The 20,894-nt window shown below is 40.2% G+C and carries 16 protein-coding genes and 1 tRNA gene; 8 read left to right on the plus strand and 9 right to left on the minus strand.

Going from position 1 to position 20,894, the window contains the following annotated elements; all coding sequences use genetic code 11:
• Window positions 1-42: 42 nt before the first annotated feature.
• Both IPP74_09675 and IPP74_09680 read right to left on the minus strand, forming a co-directional pair.
• On the minus strand, window positions 43-3,378 hold the full coding sequence (locus IPP74_09675; protein MBL0319535.1) for a hypothetical protein: 3,336 nt from the start codon (window positions 3,376-3,378) through the stop codon (window positions 43-45).
• 1,074 nt (window positions 3,379-4,452) lie between these two features.
• Window positions 4,453-9,339 (minus strand): DEAD/DEAH box helicase family protein, encoded by a 4,887-nt coding sequence (locus IPP74_09680; GenBank protein MBL0319536.1) that lies wholly within the window; start codon window positions 9,337-9,339, stop codon window positions 4,453-4,455.
• A gap of 322 nt (window positions 9,340-9,661) precedes the next feature.
• Between IPP74_09680 and greA the strand changes: the two genes are divergently transcribed.
• Window positions 9,662-10,144, plus strand: coding sequence for a transcription elongation factor GreA (greA, locus tag IPP74_09685; protein ID MBL0319537.1), 483 nt, complete (start codon window positions 9,662-9,664; stop codon window positions 10,142-10,144).
• Between the two features lie 20 nt (window positions 10,145-10,164).
• A tRNA-Arg gene (locus IPP74_09690) sits at window positions 10,165-10,241 on the plus strand.
• A 240-nt stretch (window positions 10,242-10,481) separates the two neighbouring features.
• Here IPP74_09690 and IPP74_09695 read toward each other — a convergent pair.
• From IPP74_09695 to IPP74_09705, 3 genes are all read right to left on the minus strand, one after another.
• On the minus strand, window positions 10,482-10,553 hold the full coding sequence (locus IPP74_09695; GenBank protein ID MBL0319538.1) for a hypothetical protein: 72 nt from the start codon (window positions 10,551-10,553) through the stop codon (window positions 10,482-10,484).
• A 125-nt stretch (window positions 10,554-10,678) separates the two neighbouring features.
• Complete coding sequence (locus IPP74_09700; GenBank protein ID MBL0319539.1) at window positions 10,679-11,527, minus strand: hypothetical protein; 849 nt, start codon at window positions 11,525-11,527, stop codon at window positions 10,679-10,681.
• Between the two features lie 101 nt (window positions 11,528-11,628).
• Window positions 11,629-12,051, minus strand: a complete 423-nt coding sequence (locus tag IPP74_09705) for a hypothetical protein (GenBank protein ID MBL0319540.1) — start codon at window positions 12,049-12,051, stop codon at window positions 11,629-11,631.
• 379 nt (window positions 12,052-12,430) lie between these two features.
• On the opposite strand from IPP74_09705, the gene IPP74_09710 reads away from it, so the two are divergent.
• The 4 genes from IPP74_09710 (at window position 12,431) to IPP74_09725 (ending at window position 15,951) form a co-directional block, all read left to right on the plus strand.
• Complete coding sequence (locus IPP74_09710) at window positions 12,431-12,934, plus strand: hypothetical protein (GenBank protein ID MBL0319541.1); 504 nt, start codon at window positions 12,431-12,433, stop codon at window positions 12,932-12,934.
• A gap of 194 nt (window positions 12,935-13,128) precedes the next feature.
• Window positions 13,129-15,054 (plus strand): hypothetical protein, encoded by a 1,926-nt coding sequence (locus IPP74_09715; protein ID MBL0319542.1) that lies wholly within the window; start codon window positions 13,129-13,131, stop codon window positions 15,052-15,054.
• Between the two features lie 119 nt (window positions 15,055-15,173).
• Window positions 15,174-15,698: a hypothetical protein gene (locus IPP74_09720; protein ID MBL0319543.1), complete on the plus strand. Its 525-nt coding sequence runs from the start codon at window positions 15,174-15,176 to the stop codon at window positions 15,696-15,698.
• A gap of 85 nt (window positions 15,699-15,783) precedes the next feature.
• Window positions 15,784-15,951 carry a hypothetical protein gene (locus IPP74_09725; GenBank protein ID MBL0319544.1) on the plus strand — a complete coding sequence of 56 codons (168 nt, stop codon included), beginning with the start codon at window positions 15,784-15,786 and terminating at the stop codon, window positions 15,949-15,951.
• A gap of 156 nt (window positions 15,952-16,107) precedes the next feature.
• On the opposite strand, the gene smpB is transcribed toward IPP74_09725, so the two are convergent.
• From smpB to IPP74_09745, 4 genes are read right to left on the minus strand one after another with little or no spacing between them, the layout of a single operon-like run.
• A complete protein-coding gene (smpB, locus tag IPP74_09730) occupies window positions 16,108-16,581 on the minus strand; it encodes an SsrA-binding protein SmpB (protein ID MBL0319545.1) in 474 nt (157 codons plus the stop codon).
• A 14-nt stretch (window positions 16,582-16,595) separates the two neighbouring features.
• Window positions 16,596-17,474 (minus strand): 4-hydroxy-tetrahydrodipicolinate synthase, encoded by an 879-nt coding sequence (locus tag IPP74_09735; GenBank protein ID MBL0319546.1) that lies wholly within the window; start codon window positions 17,472-17,474, stop codon window positions 16,596-16,598.
• A complete protein-coding gene (locus IPP74_09740; GenBank protein MBL0319547.1) occupies window positions 17,467-17,892 on the minus strand; it encodes an HIT domain-containing protein in 426 nt (141 codons plus the stop codon). Before IPP74_09740 ends, IPP74_09735 begins: the two co-directional genes overlap by 8 nt.
• Before the next feature lie 11 nt (window positions 17,893-17,903).
• Window positions 17,904-18,788 carry a branched-chain amino acid aminotransferase gene (locus IPP74_09745; protein ID MBL0319548.1) on the minus strand — a complete coding sequence of 295 codons (885 nt, stop codon included), beginning with the start codon at window positions 18,786-18,788 and terminating at the stop codon, window positions 17,904-17,906.
• Between the two features lie 56 nt (window positions 18,789-18,844).
• On the opposite strand from IPP74_09745, the gene IPP74_09750 reads away from it, so the two are divergent.
• The gene (locus IPP74_09750) at window positions 18,845-19,540 is read left to right on the plus strand and encodes a response regulator (protein MBL0319549.1); all 696 of its coding nucleotides are present in this window, start codon (window positions 18,845-18,847) and stop codon (window positions 19,538-19,540) included.
• Window positions 19,524-20,861, plus strand: coding sequence for a HAMP domain-containing histidine kinase (locus IPP74_09755; protein MBL0319550.1), 1,338 nt, complete (start codon window positions 19,524-19,526; stop codon window positions 20,859-20,861). Before IPP74_09750 ends, IPP74_09755 begins: the two co-directional genes overlap by 17 nt.
• Window positions 20,862-20,894: the final 33 nt, after the last annotated feature.

A 20,894-nucleotide genomic window follows, 5' to 3' on the forward strand; every position in this document is an offset into this window, starting at 1 on the left:
GGGGATGACACCGTTTTTATAGGCGCGTTTAGAGAAGCATTTTTAAATACGGTAATTAACGTTATTTCCTTTTCTGAGCTGCTCAGCTACATTCCTGAGGCCTTCCTCTTCAAGTGAACTTCTGACAGTTCGTTGCTTAACGGGTTTATTAGCTGGTTCTAACTCTAAAACAGAAACCCATGATCCAGGCTCTGTTTGGTCAGGAGATCGCGCTGTATCCTTCTTCTCATTCCGCTTTTGTCGCCGCTTCAGAAAATCATAACGTTGCTTTGCCATTTCATTTTCGCAAAACTTAACTTCGGGAGCATACTTATCTCTAAATTCAGAAGCTTCCTGATGTAAAAGTATATCTGAGACCTTCAGTAGTACTAAATAAGTGGCCACATTGGATGCAAGGGTGTCGAAATCTTGCCTCTCTCTCCATCGTTCGATCAAATCGATGGCAATCTGTCGGCCCGCAAATTGTTTAATGATCGCCCAGGGATCCCTTACCATTTTGCCCTCAGAGTAGAACTGCTCATTGATGGCTCTAACCAAACCCATAGGAGATAGAGATTGCCTATTCAGGTAATTAAGATCAAGGATATTAATCCCACTCGCGCTAGCCCCAAGTACGTCTTGATCGTTCCTATTAATGAGTGGTATAGCAACAAAGTCGCGATACACCCCATATAATATCTGATCCATCTTATCTTCGATGAGGAAGCCATACGCCGCTATCTGGATCTGCGTTCCAATATTGGCAACGCAACCATCCCTTAATCCATGAAGTAGGTTGGTGATCGAACGTGCACCGTCAGGTTGGTTAAATATATAGGCGAAGAGGCTTTTATCTTGAGAAAATAGTTTCTTTATTTTCTCTACATTATCGGCACTGAGCGCATGGTCTAGCTGGAGAATTTTTTGGAAAAAATCACCGACTTGTTCTTGATCTGGATTATCACTTCGTAGCAGTGACTTGAACTGGTCATTCAATGTCACTATGCCACACGACAGTTCTACCCCTTCCACATGAAGGGTGTAGCTGTCAATATCCCCTATCGGCGGAACAGGCGGGACTTTTGCTTTTAAATAGGAGGTCACTGTTTCGACCTTCGGTAACGACACATCTGCCAAAGCAGACAGCTTCATTAATTCAGCTTCTGTCACATATGCATGTTTATCACTGACTTTAAATTGCCCTTGAATTTTTCCAAGCAGTTTGGGTTTTAATAACGTCTTGAAATCAGCCAATTTTCCTTTTAGATCATAGAGAGAAAAGAGAGAAAACAGCGCAATGGCTTCCGGGTGCTCTGTTTCTAATTCTCTCCGAGCTTTTTCCATCCCTTCTGCAGTCAATGAATCTACAAGTTGATGTCCTTTTAGAATATCGGCAATCGAGTGATACTGGCTATGAAGACGCGTACCCACCAATTCCACTATATCTAATGCGCTTAATCCCAATTCAGTTTTTAAATCTGAAAGTAAATCATAAAGGAGATCATCTTGCTTTAACAACAAAATAAACTCAGATAATAATTGTTTATTTTCATCTGATTCATCATACATTCTAACGAAATGCGTAAAGATCTTTATTTTGAATTCGTCAACGAATGGATATAATTGTTCGCAAATATCCAAAACCTGTCTTTGGTCGAAATCTGGACGGCTACCAAAAACATTATGCAGCTCTTCCTCGACGTTCTCGGCATACACGTTAATGAATCTCTGACTCTTTATCAAATCAATGATCTGCCCAGAATTCAAATTACAGCGATACTGTAGCCATAAGAAACGGATTTTATCTTTTTTTTCTTCACTCACAATATGCGGCAATATTCTTTCCTGTAGAATTTCTAAGCTAAAAGTTTCGCTACAGCAATATTTAAACCAATTCGAGCAGATCTTTGTTTTTTGATCGCCATCCTCAACTTGCGGCAGTATTTTTTCCAAGAAAATTTCTAAGCTAACACTAGGTTTAGAGATTTTTGAAAATAATTTAGCAATCAAACGGGATCTACTGAATGAAGCATTGATTAAGGGGAGGACTTCTTCTAAAAAAGAATCTAGTTTAATACTATCCTGATGGACAAGTGCCCACTTCTGTGCAACCAAACTTTTTAGGTAATCATCCATTGATTCAGATACATCACTCAAGTAAAAAACCAAATCAGACTGCTTGTGAAGGGGCTTAATTACTGGAGTTAATACATTCTTGAAATTACTACTATTTATATGGTGCTTCAGCCTATCGTCCAGATGCGGCATGATATATTTAGAAATTTCCATAAGCGAAAAATTTCTTTTCGATATTAAGGAATCAAGATAAATCGAGAAGTTGGAAGCGCTTAAATTCTTAGTAGCAAATTGAAAGACGCGACCGACTTCTTCTAAGGGGGTATTTAGATCGTTTATTAACCATACCATTAACAATTCTTCTTTAAGTGGTTTGCATGATAGGCTTTTAAACATTTCAGATATGTCTTCTAAGCTTTTGTTCCTTACATAATTGCTTTTATAATTACACTGCTGAAAAAATCTTTGAAAGAAAAATTGGCCTACCCGCGGAGCTATTTCTCGATCTAAAATATCTAATGCAATAAAGTCTTGCCGCGTACACCAACTATAGTAAATTAGATTTTTGTTTTTATCTGAAATAAATGAAATAAATGGAAAGATCTTCTCACAGAGATCAGTCACTGTCATTTTTGTAGCAGTTTCCGAGCATGAAATTATAATAAATATAGATTTTAATGATTCTTCAACTTGAGCATTATGGATAATATTGTCTACAATCTGTTCTGGAGTCCATGTTTTGGCATTCAATGAATACCAACATCTAAAAGCACGACCTATGTTATACTCGCTTGTCATAAAACAAATCTTTTGTTTAAGAAACTCATCAAGTCCCATACCAGCAGTGATAAATTCATTTTTGCGATTCCACTGGTCAAAAAATTCCTGATTTAAAGGTAATTCATTATATGAATAGGTCTGAATTTCCGATAATGAGAATGTATCCCCCCATCTTAAACACCACTCCCCAATGAAACAGCCTATAATAGGGAGCATCCGTTCTTGAGACATATATTGAATAAGAATCTCCTTCGTAGGCACATTGGCTTGCTCTTGAGCATCAAGCCAATAGGAGCATAATCGGGAACCCAATCTCAAGCACAGTTCCCATTCAGATCTAGCATGAGATCTGATAGCCCTGATATCCATTGGTACAGTTAAAAAATCATCTAATGAGAGTGGTTTTATACGATCTTCGCCATTCTCAATTAACCACGCTTTAATCCCCTCAGCTTGTTCGTCTTCATTTAACTGCCCTAACTGTAGGTAAAGATCTTTTATAAGCTGCTGCGTATCCTCTATGGTGATATTCAATTCTTTCATTTTGCAAATCCATTTGAAATAAAGTACATAACTCTGCATCATGACGCATTCAAGTTTGAAGTGCAACATTATGACATTACTTTAGGAAGGCCTCATTGGGAGTTATCCAATTGAGGCGTTTCCAGATGTCAGATTATAGCTTAAAATGAACTAATGGTCATCTTCTCCCTATACCATTATTATTAGGTCCCTTATTACGGTTGTTTTGGGTAGAATATATGTATTCTACTCGATTGTTGTTATTGTTGTTATTGTAGTTTCTTCCCATTGCTTGATTTGTTATCTGGTTATTTTGCTGGGGATTGCGATCTCTTTCTCTTTCTCTTTCTCTTTCTCTTTCTCCAAAAGAAGGGTTATCTGATCCTCGATCCTTTCCACTATACGGTTCTGGATTCCATGATTGCGGCGAGGATATTGCACGTTATAATATCGAGGCCTTGGCAACATTATCTTGAATATTGGTTTTATTTTGCTGGGGGTATTGCGGATTTCTCTTTCTTCTGTTTTAACCAAAAGAAGGCATTTAAAGTTTAGTTCGGTGTTATCTGTTCCTCTAGCGGAGGATAATTTCCACTATAGTGTGTTGTGGTTCTATTCTCATTAATTGTTTTGAATTAGAAAAACTGAGGATATGTGCACGTTATAATATCGAGGCCTTTGGTGCAACCCCTGCTTTTTAGGTGCCTCTTAGGGTTCAATTGATTTTCTTGGGGTTAGGTTATATTATCATGGTTTCATAAATCCCTTGTTGTATGTGAATGTTTGTTTCGGGGGATCTTGTCGCCAAGAAGAATTCTCGACGCCGCCCTTTTCATTGTTTCGCGAAGGTATAATGATTGGTGAAAATCACCGTTAACTAAGTCCTTTTGGATTTTAAACTATCCAAGCATGTAGGAGCTATAATGTTTTTTTTTACATATAAGTTAGTTCATTTAACTGGTCAGCTTTAAGTTCTGTTTAACCTCTAGGCGTTGTTATGCGAGGAGATTCTTTCTGGCTGAAAAGCAGGGTAGATCTTAAAATGGATTTACCGGTTGACCGTGCTTAGATGACTTGCTATTTCTCAGGAATTTATTAATTGTTTTGAATTAGAAAAACGGGCTGATATCCCCCTTTAATATGGTTAGAGAGAATGCAACTTCTTAGATTATCTGTTGTGAATAAAATATCTATTCCTTTAATCGTAAGGAGTTCCGCAACGATATCATCCCAACCATAAAAACACGCATTCATTAATAAGGTATCTTGCCTCGTTGTTCTTAAATTGACGAACTGACTCAATCTATCTTCATCTTCCTTTTTTCCTGACTTTTGGCACTTTTCTATTAAAGAATGAATAATGGATGTTGCACGGTTTCTACGTTCTGTTTTCACTTCATCTGAAATATAAATTACTTTTCTATTAAGGAAAACCCTTAAACCCACTAATGTACGGGAGAATGCATTCTCAGATTGATTGAGAATAAAAATATCTATTCCTTCAATCGTAAGGAATTCCGCAACGATATCATCCCAACCATGAAAGCACGCATCCATTAATAAGGTTTCGTGATTCTTCCTGCTCTTTACATTGACTAACTCCCTCAATCTATCTTTATCCTTCTCCTTTCCTGGCTCTTTGCACACGGCTATTAAAGAACGAATAATCTTCGTTGCACGATTCCAACGTTCTGTTTTAACTTCATCTGAAAGATGAATTCCTTCTTTATTAAGGAAAACCGCTAAACCTGTTAATGTAATGGAGAATGCATTCTCAGATTGATTGTGAATAAAAATATCTATTCCTTCAATCGTAAGGAATTCCGCAACGATATCATCCCAACCCTGAAAGCACGCATCCATTAATAAGGTTTGTTGCTTCTTCGTGATATTTAAATTGACTAACTGACTCAATGCCTTTTTTTCTTCCTTCTTTCCTGGCTCTTTGCACACGGCTATTAAAGAACGAATAATCTTCGTTGCACGATTCCAACGTTCTGTTTTAACTTCATCTGAAAGATGAATTCCTTCTTTATTAAGGAAAACCCCTAAACCTTTTAATGTACGGGAGAATGCATTCTCAGATTGATTGTGAATAAAAATATCTATTCCTTCAATCGTAAGGAATTCCGCAACGATATCATCCCAACCCTGAAAGCACGCATCCATTAATAAGGTTTCTTGATTCTTCCTGCTCTTTGCATTGACTAACTCCCTCAATCTATCTTTATCCTTCTCCTTTCCTGGCTCTTTGCACACGGCTATTAAAGAACGAATAATCTTCGTTGCACGATTCCAACGTTCTGTTTTAACTTCATCTGAAAGATAAATTTCTGTTCTATTAAGGAAAAACCTTAAACCGTTTAATGTATGGGAGAATGCATTTTTAGATTGATTGCCCTTTAAAATATCTATTCCTTCAATCGTAAGCAGTTCTGCAACGATATCATCATAACCATTTAAACAAGCATTCATTAATACGGTGTCTTGATTTTGCATGATTGGTAAATTGACAATCGTACTCAATTTATCTTCATCTTCCTTCTTTCTTGACTTTTGGCACTTTTCTATTAAAGAACGAATAATCGTCGTTGCACGCTTTCTACGTTCTTTTTTCTCGAATTCATCTAAAGGATGAATTCTTTTTTTATTAAGGGCCCCCCCTAAACCCTGTAATGTACGGCAGAATGGATTATCAGCTTGATTGCTATTAAAAATATCTATTCCTTCAATCTTAAGGAGTTCCGTAGCAAGATCACTATAACCACAAAAACAAAGATACGATAATAAAGTTGTCTTTTTCTCGCCCATCGTTGTTGTATTCAATGCGTTAATGAATGCTTCTTTTGTTTCTGGGCTCTTCTGTTTTAACGAATATGCAACTAAAGATAAAATAATAGACGTTAAATGATTTATCTTTTTTTCTTTATTTGACAGAGTAATCTCTTTCTTAGAAGCTAATTTTACTAATTTGTCTAGTGTATCGAAGAATTCATGAACCTTGTTTTCAATAGAAATATCTGTTCCTATATTCTCGTTATATTCTGGCGTAACGAGTGCCACATCCTGCATGTCAGCATTCGCTTCTGTATCATCTTGGGTGATTTTATCCCGCTCACCAATGCTTCCTACTTCTGATCCCTTTTGCATTTCGACTTGTGGTCCATCATTATGACCTATCTCAGAATGGCTTGGACTTATCGGTTCATCTTCAGTAGAACTTTCCTCCTCAGAATGGCTTTGGCTGATAGGTCCATCTTCAATCAAGGCCTCCTCTTGTACCGGAAGAATTTCGTTCACAGGATTAGATACAGATTCTACTGCTTCCCGATCAGACGGTGGCACTGGCAGCTGTTGTGAAACGGTTTGATTGGTTGCTTCTGGAATTTCGATTTCATGCCTTGAAGGTGTTCTTCTAGGACGTGTCCTCCTGTTGTTATTGACATTACTTCCTGTTGAAGGAACTTTCTTTTGCAATCGCTTGATTATTCGGTCTAACCAGGTTTCATCAGGTTTTTCTGGGGCGTCTCCTGGTTCATTATCTCCTCTATTGATACTTTGATTTGAATGATGAGACGCAACACCCGTTACTCGTTTAATTGCCTTTTGAAATTCTTTTAAGATGTGAGCCTCAGGTATGATTTCTTCTAACATACCCATGTTAAGTTCTGCTCGTTCTTGCTCGGTGTTGCCTGAATTGTCTTCGTCAACTCCTGGAAAACCTCTACTATATTCGATAAAATAGCGGAGTTTCGTCGATAATTCTCCCCATTCAGGATGCTGAATCAGGGCACGTAATTCTTTTTGGGAATCGGTTTCCTGCACGTCAGGCAATAATATCGTGGGATGGTCTATTCTGTCTGCTTGCGGATTAGCAGCCTGATTTCTCTCTCTTGGATGAGAGCTTGCGCTTTCTCTTCTTTGTATCTCATTTTCGTGCTCTTGATTGATTTGAGTAGAAAAATGATGACACACGCTCTTTAAAACACGAATAGCATGTTCGATCTTCGGTGATTGAGAGGTCTCACTATACTGTTTGTAACGCAAAAGCAAGGGCTGCTGTGCGCTGCACCATAAAATCCCTTGAAGATTTGGGTTTAAACGGGCCAATGGTTGTCGTTCATACTCTTCACGCCAAACCACCCCTGCCGGCATCTCTGTTACGCCACCCTCTCCATAGTAATGACTATAGTTGATTGCCTTATACATCATCGGCGGTATATGGTTTGGGGTGACCATTTGAATAACACGTGCAATCCCTGATGTACCAGGTAATTCATGTGTGTCAGGGGCTCGTCTTAATATACGGCCAACGGCTTGATACAAAAGCGTTTCCGATTGAAGATCACGGGCTATAAATAATAGCTTGGCACGCGGTAGATTTAAACCTAATGCTATTTCTAAAACACCGATGAGGATAAGACAGCCTTTATTTTCATATTGCTGAATGGTTGCTTGATGTTCGGTTGAGCTTAATTTTGAATGAAGCGGCTTGGCAATTTCAAACGAATTGCGGATTTCTATCACCTCGTTTGAGGAGTAACGTTCTCGATCTGGATTCTGGCTAGTTATACATTTGAAGTGATTTTCCCGTAATTTAGCAATCGTTCGCAAGAGTCTTTTTGGAGCTAACTGGCTATCCTGATCTTGTTGAGAAAAATCATTGTATAGGTTTGATATGCGCTCTAATCTATTTATTTCATCTTTAATCGATTGTTTTTCTTTGTTATAATTTTCTATAATATCGTAATCTTCACCTTCCGTTATTTCCAATAATGAATATTTTTCTAGTTCGTATAACTCATTTTTTTTCTCAACTGGAAGCATGCGTAAATCACTATAGCATTCTCCACACAACTCTAAATTACGAGGCTCATTTGAAATTAATCTTTCTAAAAACCCTGGATAGGCGCTAATGGAACGATTTCTACCTGGATTTTTCTTAAGAAAAAAATTAAACAGATGTTCATCTAATACTAAATAAGGCTCAAGTTTTGCGTTAAAATATGTAACGGTCCGCTCTACTTCTTTGATCGTATTGGTAATCATAACCGCTGGAACACCAAATAAATTTACTTGATCTGGGCTCTTGCCGGTTGCGAAGGCTTCATAAAAATAACTTAGTTTATCCGCAAACAAAATCTCTTTTTTTTCAGGTGTCGATGGACTAATGGCTAATTCAGAAAGCAATAATTCAGATAAATAGCCCTCATTAATGCCTTGGGATATCGGCATATCAAAATGACAAGGACCGCCCACTTTTACCCCAAATTCCTCATATAAACTATTTACCTGACGGCCATTACTATGCAGATTATAAATAGGCGTGCCGCTGAATGCAATAACCAAGGTCTGGTTGTTCTTAATGACTTCATGTAAACAACCTTCTTTTTTGTCAGACATACATTTATGCGCTTCATCAATACAGACAACATCAATCTCGGTCCAATTGAAATTGTCTAATTGGCCTATTGTCATTACCCTAATTGCATCTTGATTGGGGGTATTGTCTGTTTGATTCTTTTTAATAAATGTTAGTCCTAGCCCATATTTTTCATTTTCTGCCTTTAATTGCTTAATCAGCATCTCATTCGGAGCCACGATTAAAATACGTGGAGCCTGATGTTGGTTCTGATCTAACAGCCTCTTATTGGCCGTATAATAAAGACCATGCAGCTTAATCAGTGAAAGCAGCGCCCTGCTTTTGCCTAGGCCCATAGCATGGCTGCAAATGGCATTTCCATTCCAAGAAGGATAAGATTCTACCTCATTACTCAAGTAATGACGGTTTAACATGTTACCGTATCCTTGTAATAATTTTCTTTGATGCGGATAGAGATCTTCAAAATAGCGCTTATTATTGATCAGTGCTTCAATAGTCGTTGGGGCAGGAGGAGTGCTGCTGGTTCTTTCATGCCTGTTTTGAGAACGAGACGTTCGGGAAGAAGCGCTAGCTGAATTTGTACGTTGATTTCTTGGCATTTTAAAAGCATCTCAATTATTAAATAAAAGGGGAATTATAATTTATTTACTATAATAGTCAATTATTTAACATGGGATGACTTAAGGTGTAATTTGGCAATACATTAAAAGGCCACATTCACATTTGAAGTGCAACATTATGACATTTTTTGGGAAGGCCTCATTGGGAGTTATCCAATAGAGTTTTTTCGAGGTGTCATTTGTTTCCCAAATAAAGCCAATAACCTTGGTTATCAGCCACGCCCTCGGTTTTTTATAAATCTATTGTCTATAATGCTTGATGCGGTTATACTGTGGCTTCAACTTGATAAGGGGTAAAACCATGTCAACACTTACAAAAATTCCGATAACCCTTACGGGCTATTCCATGTTGCAAGAAGAACTCCATCATTTAAAAGCGGTGGATCGCCCTAATATTATCGTGGCCATCGCCGAAGCGCGCGCCCATGGTGATCTCTCCGAAAATGCCGAATACACATCAGCCCGTGAAAAGCAGGGCTTTATCGAAGGCCGCATTGCCGAGTTGGAAGACCGCATTGCCCGTGCCGAAGTGATTGATACCAGCAAATTAAGCGGTAACATTGTCACCTTTGGCGCCTACGTTGCCCTTATTGACGAGGACACCGAAAAAGAGGTCAATTACCAGATCGTTGGTGAATACGAAGCCGATATCAATCAAAATCGTATCTCAATCGTCTCCCCCCTAGCCCGCGCACTCATCGGCAAAACCGTCGGCGACTATATCGAAGTAACCACCCCCCGTGGCGGCAAGGCTTACGAGATTCAAGGAATTGAATTCAGGTAGTTTTTCTTTTTTAGTTATATGCACCCGTAGCTCAGTTGGATAGAGTGTTGCCCTCCGAAGGCAAAGGTCGGACGTTCGAATCGTCTCGGGTGCACCAGCCTTCACTCTTACGAGCTACGCCTGGCGTAGTCAGAAGGAGCTCGTAAGAGAGAAGGCTGACTGATGAATATATACTCCCTGGCCCACCCAGAGTTCGTTAAAACAATAGCTATTCATCGTTGCCTTTGGCAAGACGGAATGTTGACAAATCTACCTGGGATATTTATATGCATTACGTATACATCATTCGAAGCATCATAAGGTGTTGCACTTCATTTTAAAACAGGCCCCGGTATGTTTAGTTTTTGGCTATGGCCTTTAAGGACTGGCAAATTTCAGAAATTTCCTGCACGCGGTTACTTTCGAACATTTTCGAGGAGCCACTTAGCAGCTGCAAAATCCGCTTTAGCTAAATTTTGGCAAAGCCAAATTTAGCTAAAGCATGATTCCTATCGACACACTCCGATACTTACGCTCTAGCAAAGCGGAAGCGGATTATAGCTGATGCTGATGCTGGGCAGCAACTTGTTGGTTATTGACCATTTGAATCCATGGCCGATTATTTTGCCTTTCCGCACGAGTCAGAAGTTCCTTATTCCCTGCAGTGAATCTACTTTGAAAACTAAACTGTGCTAAGCTATGATTTAAATAATTACGATGTTGAAGCGCTTCTGTTAGAAGGAAGAAATCCGATTCCGATAATTGAATAGATTTCTGCTGTCCGTTAGGTTTTTGATAATTATACATTAAATTTTCCGGATCAATTTGACCGTTTTTAGAAGCTAGATAACATACCGTTTTTATTGACTGTAGCTCTTGTAGTGATAAGGGAGGTGTCTCCAACAATCCACTTTCTTCTAATTTTTCACAAGCCCTAATTTTAGTATCATCACCTTTTTTTTTGGAGAAATTAATGATACGTGGAATAGCACCAGCCATTGCCGGTAGCATACTGCCTGTTCTCATACAATTCAATAGTCGCCTTGATGCAGAAGCCAATACAATAAGTGCAGCGCTTCCTGCCGTAATACACATGAGTGCAGTTTGTTTCTCTTCAAGCGACTGCTGTGGAAGGCCTGTATTGTCCTCAATAGGCGGCACCATCGTGATAAAACCAAGACTAGTTAATCCAAAAACAACACCCACTTTTCCTATCCATGATCCAACTCGCATCCCCTTGTCCAACCCATTAAAGAAATATGTGGCTGGTGTAAAATCCGCTAAAAGGTCTTGCCATTCCTGAGCCTCTCCTCTTGCCCAATCACAAATATCATTTATTTCCCCCTCTAAATTCTGATTTTGATAAATTTCGAAACTATTTCTTAGTAAATCGGAACTTCTCATAATTATACTCCTTAAAAATCTAACAATCACAATCAATTATTATCATTACACGTCTTTCTTGACAATGGATTTTAATATTAATTTATAATGGAGTATTTAATTTAAACATACGGCACAATATCCTCTTCCGCCAGATTCCCAAACCTGGTCGAATTAGAATCAAAGAACAATTTCGCAACTCCCACCGGACCATTACGTTGTTTGGCAATAATAATCTCCGCCTGATTTGCGCAGCTGTTCATTTGGTCTTGCCATTCGCCGAATTTGGGTGAGCCATCAGCTGGTTGTTTTCGGGCTACGTAATATTCTTCGCGGTAGATAAACATCACCACGTCGGCATCTTGCTCAATACTTCCTGACTCCCTAAGGTCAGAGGGTTGCGGGCGTTTATCGTCGCGTTGCTCGACTGCACGCGACAGCTGCGACAGCGCCATAACTGGGATGTTTAATTCTTTGGCGATGGCGGGGGCCATGATCGTCGCCTTGAGGGCCTTCAGGGCTGCTTCCTGGTGGAGGAGGGGCATCCTGCGCTAATGCTGGAAGGGAGAGGCATGAGAGACTAAGTAAACTTACAATAAGGAAACGTTTCATAACGAATCTCCAAAAAGGTTACTGAACCTCTTAATAGGTAAGAAGAGGTTGGTCACAGGTTCTACACGAATATCTGTCAAAACCTGCGCCGTACCCATTTGGAGTAGCGAGAGTGTTATCATGTTGTCAACCAGGTTAATGACATCCGAAGATGTGAAACGCTACGCTTAAACAACGTTAAGATGCTGAAGTTTAGTTATAAAATATAATATAAATCAATATAAGTAATAAATAATTAATATTTATTGCGTATAATAATTAATGTATTGTTAGTAAATGAAGATATAAAACCAGGAAATAAGTGGGTTCATTATGGTGGAATTATTTGGTCAAGACACAAAAACACGATCACTTACGAATGCTCAACGTTTTCATGTTTCCGTTGAGGGGGAGTCATTAACCGGAAGCTTGAAGGATATCGTGGCCTATTCTGAAAATAATGGAACCGAGCAATTAAGGGTGAGATTAGTTGATGGTAAAGGAAAAGAATACCAAGTAAAAATTCCAAGTCCGCAAGATAAAAATATCGTGCGTCCGCCTTTCAATGAAATGGTCGAATCCTTGAAAGAAAATCTAGTACAGCACCCTGAGTTTAAAAGCAGGAATGAAAGTAATGAAAAGAGTGCCAATATTCAACCGTTCGCACAGCCAGAAAATGTGCAGGTCAAAGACCTGAAAGAGCCATTAAAATCGGTAAGTGCCGCCTTGGAAAAATCCATTCAACCTAAAGAAAAATCACATGAGGTTTCAAAATGGACTCAGAAAGTAACAGATTCCAGAAGCCATAATAACAAAGATCATACAACTCACAGATAATAGAGAGCGCACGCAAGACATTTTCTCATTGTTGTTATAATATAAACGCAATTCTATAATGGATATTTTATATAAATATGAAGTTTATTTAATAAGCAATTTTAAAAATAGAATAATATTGATGTATTCGTTGCTTTGTGCTATAGTCGCCCTGAAGAGATGAGGAAATGCCAAGGCGGGCGTGAGTATGTAGTATGTCGAAAGATACCCTAATTCAGTTTTCAATTGATAATGAGACCTATCGTGGCCGTTTTGTTCCGGATGAGAATGCCAGTGTTGTTGGTAATAGCCAATCCATAAGGGGACATTTATGGCTGGTTGATGCCAATAATGATGTCGTTATCGGGATGGATGGACAGCCAAAACATATCAGTGTCCACGTGAAAGTTCCCTCTGCAGAATGTTATAATCTCCATTATCTTACCAGCGATGATAAAAGCATGTTGCAGGAAGCCACCCATAAACATGGTATTTATAACGAGGGGCAATTGAGAGATCAGGAAGTTATTGTCCAAAAAACCATTGCAAGCCGAGAAATATGGAAAGGGATGGGTATGGAGGTTGCAAAGACCGGACATATCCGCCCAGAGCATTGCGGGGAATTGCCACCCATGCACTATATTGTGTCGATTATTGAACCTGGGATTGTGCCTTTAGAAGCCATCTGTGAACCTAAACGACATCCGCAAGCGTATGTTAATATTCTTCATCACGATGACGAGAAAGAACGAAAGCCTAAATACCCAGGAGCTCTGTATTATCGAGAACCATTGGCCGGTATTGCTAGCTGTGATGTAGAACAAAAAGCACATAATTCTGTTGCGTTTGAACCTATTATCCTGGATCAAACCGGCAAACTAAAATTGCATAATAAAGAGATCACAGGTTTTGGCCAAGCATTGGCTATTCTGGATTGGGTAAGAAGTCAGGATCGCCAGCCCGCAAACCTATTACTAAATGGTACCGATTTATCAAATCGAAATCAAAGCGAGATTGCGCTTCGTTTCTTTGATGATAAATTTGACCTGGGTGTTAAATCTATGCTTGATGATTTGTTCTCTCCAGATGATTATGGAACACATGGTTCTTCCAATTGCTTTTTGGATAAAGATCTTTATCTTTCTTTTGGAGCGACGCTTGATGAAGAATATTGGGAAACCAGAAGTAGATTTGATATGATTTACGAGAAAAGAGCGTTGTTATTTGCTATTGTGGATGATCAACCTCTCGGAAATGCAGCTAATGGTCCCGTTTCTTATTGGGATGTTGTGAAAGATGAGATGAGTCAGTTTAAAAGTGGAAATACAACGAACTTGACCTACCTTCCGTTATTTGTGAACGATCAAGGGGATATTAGTACTCATTTCCTGGAGTACTATTTGAATGACAAGAATCATGACAAAACAAATGAAACTTTTAAGAATTGTTGTGTCGAGTATTGCCAAGGCGTTTATGACGAGACATTTGATACAATAAGGCAAAACCAAGCGCCTTTGTTTGTGTCTATGTTCGCGAATTATTCTGACTTCATGAATAATGCATTTCCTTCTAAAGATCAGATACGGCGTGCCTATAAAGAAAAGGCTGAACATGATGCGTTACAACCATACAAATTCCCATTTTCTGAGGTTTTCAGGCAAAGCTCTGCCCTCAGTGAAGACGTGCTTGCTGGCTATTATATTGTTTCTCATATTAACCGCGATACCATTCATCGTTGGTTATCACCCATTATCAATCAAGAGGTCAAAGGTCAGATAATGGATCAGCTGGAACTTAATCAACGTCGTATGCATTATGCCATGAGCCGATTCCCAGAATACAGGCAGTATGTAAGAGGACATAAAAGTGAGCTCGATGCTAAGATTGAACAGATTCAATCGGGCGCAGATGCGTTAATTATCCAAGAGAAAGTACCGCAAGAAAGGGTGCCTCAAAGGATTGATATGAAGAAAACCCATGTATCGCGATTACCAGAACCAAGTCAAGGCACTCCTGGTTGTTGGGTTAAGGCAATACAAAGACAGGGTCATAAAGTAAATCCTATTGCGTTAAAAGTAGAAAACTTGGCTGAGACGAACGGCCGATCCTCATCTGGTAAAGGAGTCGTTGTCTTGAATTAGTGAAAGAATCGTGAGGATCAGATTGTTCATTTTAATGATAGATATTTAGCAATTATTTGACATAAAATCATGTTTCATTTATTGTTACTTTTTTCTATTGTATGAGCAGAGGCTTAACCATGACCAAGAATATTCAAAGTAACGTTGACAAATTTGGAAAATCACTGCCGAAGGGCGATTCTCATTTTACCCAAGAGTGTAAACGTAGAAAACTGTCACGGAATGATTTTGAAGGGGATCAAACCAAACAGCAGTGGGATAGTTATTACAGACAACTCCAATCAAATAAGCCATCGGCAACATTAGTTGATTTATGTGCTGATTTGAACCTCGCACGAACAGCTCAAAGTCTGGGACAAAGTTCATTAGCAAATGCTCTCATTAGTTATATTAAGCATCCGTGGAGTATCCTGAGTTCAGCCGTAGCTTATAGTCATTTTGATGCTGTTGAAATGACGAGTCCTGATGGCAGCTCAAGAATAAATGTTTCGCCAGAAATTAAAAAAATCTATAGTCAGTGCATTCATCTAAGAGCTGGAATTGAAAGGGGCGATTTTTCTTTAGGAAAAGCAGGGGCGCCACCTCAAATCGGCTTTCAAAGACTGTTAGCTGGGAATGAATCAAATAATTATAGAAGTTTATAATTAAAATATATAAGTTTAATATTATTTTAAATATTTTTCTCTACATTTAATAGTATAGACTGTTTAATTGTAAAGGGAGATACCCATGCTAAAAACAAAGTGGAAAATTTATCGTGATCGCCAGAAACAATTCCGTTGGCGTTGCCAGGATACCAAAGGCAATGTGCTGGGAAATTCGTTTAAGGGTTTTAAAAACGAAAATGAATGCCGCAAAAACGCATTGATGTTCGGTTATCGCGCCAGTAAAAAATAACACAGATTAACACGCACGACCTTTAAAAGGCGGACATGAGTCCGCCTTTTTTTTCGAGGCGTGGTTTGACGTTGTTTATGTTATATAAATAAACGCTTTCATTTGTGATTGAAAGGAGAATAAAATGCCATCGATGGGCATCGGCCTTAATGGACATTATTTTTCCTTTAACGTCCGTTCCTTTTCGCGATCCCATTCCCGTTGTTTGATGCTCTGGCGTTTGTCATGTTCCTTCTTACCTTTGGCAAGGCCAATTTCAATTTTGGCTTTGTTTTTATGATTAAAATACAGGCAAACAGGGACAATGGTGTACCCTTTCATTTTGACCCGGCCCATCCATTTATTAATCTGCTTTTTATGAAGCAGTAATTTTCTCGGCCGGTGGATGGGGTGGTTGAATTGGTGCGCTTCGGTATATTCGCCGATATAGGAATGAAGTAAATAAAGTTCACCCCCTTGCTCGCCTACATAGGCTTCATCGATACTGCCGCGGTTTTTACGCAGGGATTTCACTTCACTGCCTTGCAGGCACAAACCAGCTTCTATGGTTTCTTCGATAAAATAATCAAAACGTGCCCGTTTATTATGGGCGATAATACGGCGTACTTGAGTTGGATCTGTAGTGGCCATATATCCCTTTATCCTTACTTCAATAAGCCTTGGGTTTTGAGTACAGTGCGAACACGCTCTTTGCTTGCCTCAGAAGGCATAACCAGTGGTAAGCGGATTTCATCAGTGCAAATGCCAAGCAGGCTGGCCGCGTATTTAACGGGAGCCGGGCTCGTTTCGCAGAACATGGCTTGGTGGATGGGGGTTAATTCATCGTGGATTTCCAACGCGCGTTTAACATCACCAGCAAACCAGGCATCTTGCAAGGCCACGCATTGAGCGGGTAAAATATTGGAGGTTACGGAAATACAGCCAACGCCGCCTTGTGCATTAAAGGAAAGGGCCGTTCCGTCTTCGCCAGAAAGATAAGCAAACGGACGTTTACCCAGCACTGCTCGGAGTGAACTGATGCGGGCGAGATCGCCGGTGGCATCTTTATTGCCAGCAATGCGAGGCAATTCTGCCAGGCGACCAAGTGTTTCATCTTTTAAATCAATGACCGAACGGCCAGGGATATTATAAACGATAATTGGAATATCGAGCGCGTCGTGAATGGCTTTATAATGTTGATAAAGCCCTTCCTGAGTTGGTTTATTATAGTAAGGAGTCGCGATAAGTACTGCATCAGCGCCGGCTTTTTGCGCATGGAGCGACATCATCACCGCCTCTTCGGTTGAATTAGAACCTGTGCCCGCGATAACGGGCACTCGTTTATTGGTTGCGTTGATGCAAAGTTCAATCACCAGATTATGCTCATCATGGGTAAGGGTAGGCGATTCGCCCGTAGTCCCACACGGCACAAGCCCATTAATTCCAGCTTTTATCTGACTATCGACATGGCGCTGGAACGATTCGGAGTCCACTTTGCCGTTTTTGAATGGCGTAATTAACGCAGTAATGGCCCCTTTAAACATGATCTACTCCTTCTTCAATCCATTGCGTCATACGTGAGATGACGTCTTGTTTTTGTTCTGGTGTGTAGGGTGTCCTTGGCCTGCCCCACACCGGACTTGGCCAGGCTTTGTCGTCTTGATAACGGGCAATCACATGGATATGTAATTGCCGAACCACATTACCTAATGCGCCTACATTTACTTTATAAGCGCCAAGATGTTGTTTCATGATCGTTATCACTAATGCAACTTCACGCCATAAGTGAGCTTGATCCAACGCAGATAAATCTGTGATCTCTACCAGTTGAGCACGTCTTGGCACTAAAATCAACCAGGGAAAATCAGCTTGATCATGTAAGAGCACACGTGAGAGTGTTAAATCGGCAATAATGCTCGATTCCTGACTTAATGTGCGATCAAGGGTGAAGTCCGGGTCCATACATGTATAACCTAGGAGCGAACCAGCTGATGATAATCTTCAACCAGCTGATGCGTAACCGCAGAAGGTTTAAAAATAAACGGTTTTTCAAAGCCGTCAATCTGACCCACTGGGGTGATTTCTGCTGCTGTGCCGGTTAAGAAAACTTCCTGGGCTTTAGCAAGTTCTTCGGGAAGGATATGGCGCTCATAGACTTTAATACCGCGTTTACGGGCAATATCAATGACCGTACGGCGCGTAATGCCATCCAGGAAACAATCGGCAATCGGCGTATGGATTTCGCCATCGATAACCAAAAAGAGGTTTGCGCCCGTGGCTTCTGCCAGATAACCACGGTAATCCAGCATTAATGCATCATGGTAACCATCGCGTTCAGCTTCATGCTTACTGATGGTACAGATCATATACAGTCCAGCTGCTTTACTGGCAGTGGGGGCTGTTTTAGGACTCGGGCGCTGATAGGTGGCTAGTCGTAAGCTAATTCCTTTTTCATGAAGTTCCTTAGCAAAATAAGGAGGCCATGGCCACGCAGCGATAGCCAGGTGGATTCTGTTATGTTGCGCAGAAATAGCCATTTTTTCGCTGCCGCGCCATGCTATAGGGCGAACATAACCATCCGTGATCGACTGAGCTTTGATGATTTCATGGGTAGCTTCATCAATTTGATCGGCGGTATAAGGGATGCTATACCCCAGAAGTTCAGCCGATTTAAGCAGGCGCTCACTATGTTCACGCAATTTGAATGCCTTGGAATCATAGACGCGCAAACCCTCGAACACGGCGCTACCATAATGTAGCCCATGGTTTAACACGTGTACGGTGGCTTTGCGCCATTCAACAAGGCTGCCATCGTACCAAATATAGCCGTCACGATCATCAAAAGGTTGTATAAGCATATAAAATTCCTTATCTTAGAGTGACAATATATTAAAGCCTTCATGAGAAAGATGCAATGGTAGAAAAGGGCCTTTATCACATTTTGGTCGTTGATGACGATATCAAGATTTGCCAGCTCCTGGGGAAGTACCTTCAGGAACAGGGTTTTTTCGTATCGCTTGCTAACGATGCGGTGCAGGCCAGGGAGGTAATGGAATCTTTTATGTGTGACCTGATGATCGTGGATGTGATGATGCCGGGAGAAACAGGTCTTGAGTTTACGCGCTCTATCCGCCAGCAGCACAATCAGATTCCGGTCATCATGTTAACCGCTATGGGTGAAACTACGGATCGTATTCTGGGGTATGAATCAGGTGCCGATGACTATTTACCTAAACCGTTCGAGCCCAAAGAATTGGTACTCAAAATAAGGACAATTCTAAAGCGTGTGGTAGTTCCATTCCACGTTTCTGAAGACGTAATTAAGATGGGTGAGTTACGCTATAATATCCAAACCGGTGATTTAAAAAAAAGTGGTATCCGTATTCCGCTTACCAGTTCAGAAATCACCTTGCTTAATGCCTTGGCTAAAAAACCTGGAACAATTATCAGTCGAGAAGATTTAGCCGCTTTCAGCAATCAGGTGAATGAACGGACAATTGATGTTCAAATCACGCGCTTGCGCCAAAAAATGGAAGACGACCCTAAAAACCCTATTCACCTACAAACCGTCCGTAACAAGGGATATGTTCTTTATGCGCAAGTTCTTTAATGGTTTTAAAAAACTATTACCTTTAACGTTATTTGGACGGTTTTTCCTGATTATCGTCGTGCCAGCCATCATTGTGCAACTGGTTGCCAGCTACATGTTTTATGCCAGGCACTGGAGTACAGTCAGTCAGCATATGGCACATTCATTGGGAGGGGAAGTTGCTTTTGTAGTCAATGAGTTACATGATTCTTCTGAAGTTAAATATAAAGAAATTATTTTTAAAGCTAAAGAATATTTGGGATTGAGGATTAGGTTAGATAATCCTGTGCAACTGGCGCATGTTGATAATCAATCGGCCAGTCTTCAGGAAAAATATCATATACAACTTTTGTCACAAGTACTGAAAGCAAGATTTAATTACCCCTTCACGATTCAATTAGTTGATGAACAAAAAACAGTGGTTGTGTCGGTACTGCTGCCTAAATCAAAGCTGATAATTACGGCTTCAAGCAAACGTTTAACCAACTCGACCACGTATATTTTTATTGAATGGGTGGTTGGAGTAGGGATATTGACGTTGGTTATTTCACTCATGTTTTTACGAACGCAAGTGCGCTCTATACGGCGTATGGCAGAAGCGGCCGATCAATTTGGCCGGGGGTTGGAGGTGGGATGGTTTATCCCTCAAGGTGCGATTGAAATCAGAAAAGCCGCAGAAGCTTTTCTGAAAATGAAGCATCGTATTCAACGCATGGTGACACAGCGAACCGAATTACTTGCTGGCGTATCGCATGATTTACGTACACCTTTAACGCGTATTACGCTACAGCTTGCATTGCTTGAACCAACATTTCCTGAAGCGGTGTCATCGATGAAACAAGACATTAAAGACATGGAACATATGATACAGGAGTATTTGGAGTTTGCTAAAGGAGCAGGTGAGGAGCAGCCAGTTGAGGTCATTGTCAGGAATTTTATACAGCAAATTATCACTACTTATGAAAATCATCCCAGTAAAATTCGTATAGAGCAGATTCCTGATATCCATTTAACCATCCGCGAACAATCAGTCAAAAGGGCTATCGTTAATATTCTGGATAATGCGGTACGGTTTGGCACAGAAGTCCATCTATCTGGATATCTAACCACCACGCATCTTCATCTCCATATTGATGATAATGGTCCAGGCATTCCTTTGCTAGAGCGCATCAATGTGTTTAAGCCATTTTACAGGTTAGAGCCGGGACGTAATTTAAACCATTCTGGTGTTGGTCTAGGTCTGGCTATTGCTAAAGATATCGTCACCAGCCACGGTGGAACCATTCGCATGGACGATAGTACACTTGGCGGGACACGGGTTAGTTTGACGTTACCCATCTAAGATTCCTGCTCCGTGGGCTGAGGATAACGGAAT

The organism is Alphaproteobacteria bacterium, assembly GCA_016722515.1.
Taxonomy (GTDB): Bacteria; Pseudomonadota; Alphaproteobacteria; order Rickettsiales; family JADKJE01; genus JADKJE01.

What these genes read in the sequence shown, in the direction of transcription:
- IPP74_09675 (MBL0319535.1), bottom strand. Translation starts at nt 3,378, where the DNA reads ATGAAAGAATTGAATATCACCATAGAGGATACGCAGCAGCTTATAAAA.
- IPP74_09680 (MBL0319536.1), bottom strand. Translation starts at nt 9,339, where the DNA reads ATGCCAAGAAATCAACGTACAAATTCAGCTAGCGCTTCTTCCCGAACG.
- greA (MBL0319537.1), top strand. Translation starts at nt 9,662, where the DNA reads ATGTCAACACTTACAAAAATTCCGATAACCCTTACGGGCTATTCCATG.
- IPP74_09700 (MBL0319539.1), bottom strand. Translation starts at nt 11,527, where the DNA reads ATGAGAAGTTCCGATTTACTAAGAAATAGTTTCGAAATTTATCAAAAT.
- IPP74_09705 (MBL0319540.1), bottom strand. Translation starts at nt 12,051, where the DNA reads ATGCCCCTCCTCCACCAGGAAGCAGCCCTGAAGGCCCTCAAGGCGACG.
- IPP74_09710 (MBL0319541.1), top strand. Translation starts at nt 12,431, where the DNA reads ATGGTGGAATTATTTGGTCAAGACACAAAAACACGATCACTTACGAAT.
- IPP74_09715 (MBL0319542.1), top strand. Translation starts at nt 13,129, where the DNA reads ATGTCGAAAGATACCCTAATTCAGTTTTCAATTGATAATGAGACCTAT.
- IPP74_09720 (MBL0319543.1), top strand. Translation starts at nt 15,174, where the DNA reads ATGACCAAGAATATTCAAAGTAACGTTGACAAATTTGGAAAATCACTG.
- IPP74_09725 (MBL0319544.1), top strand. Translation starts at nt 15,784, where the DNA reads ATGCTAAAAACAAAGTGGAAAATTTATCGTGATCGCCAGAAACAATTC.
- smpB (MBL0319545.1), bottom strand. Translation starts at nt 16,581, where the DNA reads ATGGCCACTACAGATCCAACTCAAGTACGCCGTATTATCGCCCATAAT.
- IPP74_09735 (MBL0319546.1), bottom strand. Translation starts at nt 17,474, where the DNA reads ATGTTTAAAGGGGCCATTACTGCGTTAATTACGCCATTCAAAAACGGC.
- IPP74_09740 (MBL0319547.1), bottom strand. Translation starts at nt 17,892, where the DNA reads ATGGACCCGGACTTCACCCTTGATCGCACATTAAGTCAGGAATCGAGC.
- IPP74_09745 (MBL0319548.1), bottom strand. Translation starts at nt 18,788, where the DNA reads ATGCTTATACAACCTTTTGATGATCGTGACGGCTATATTTGGTACGAT.
- IPP74_09750 (MBL0319549.1), top strand. Translation starts at nt 18,845, where the DNA reads ATGGTAGAAAAGGGCCTTTATCACATTTTGGTCGTTGATGACGATATC.
- IPP74_09755 (MBL0319550.1), top strand. Translation starts at nt 19,524, where the DNA reads ATGCGCAAGTTCTTTAATGGTTTTAAAAAACTATTACCTTTAACGTTA.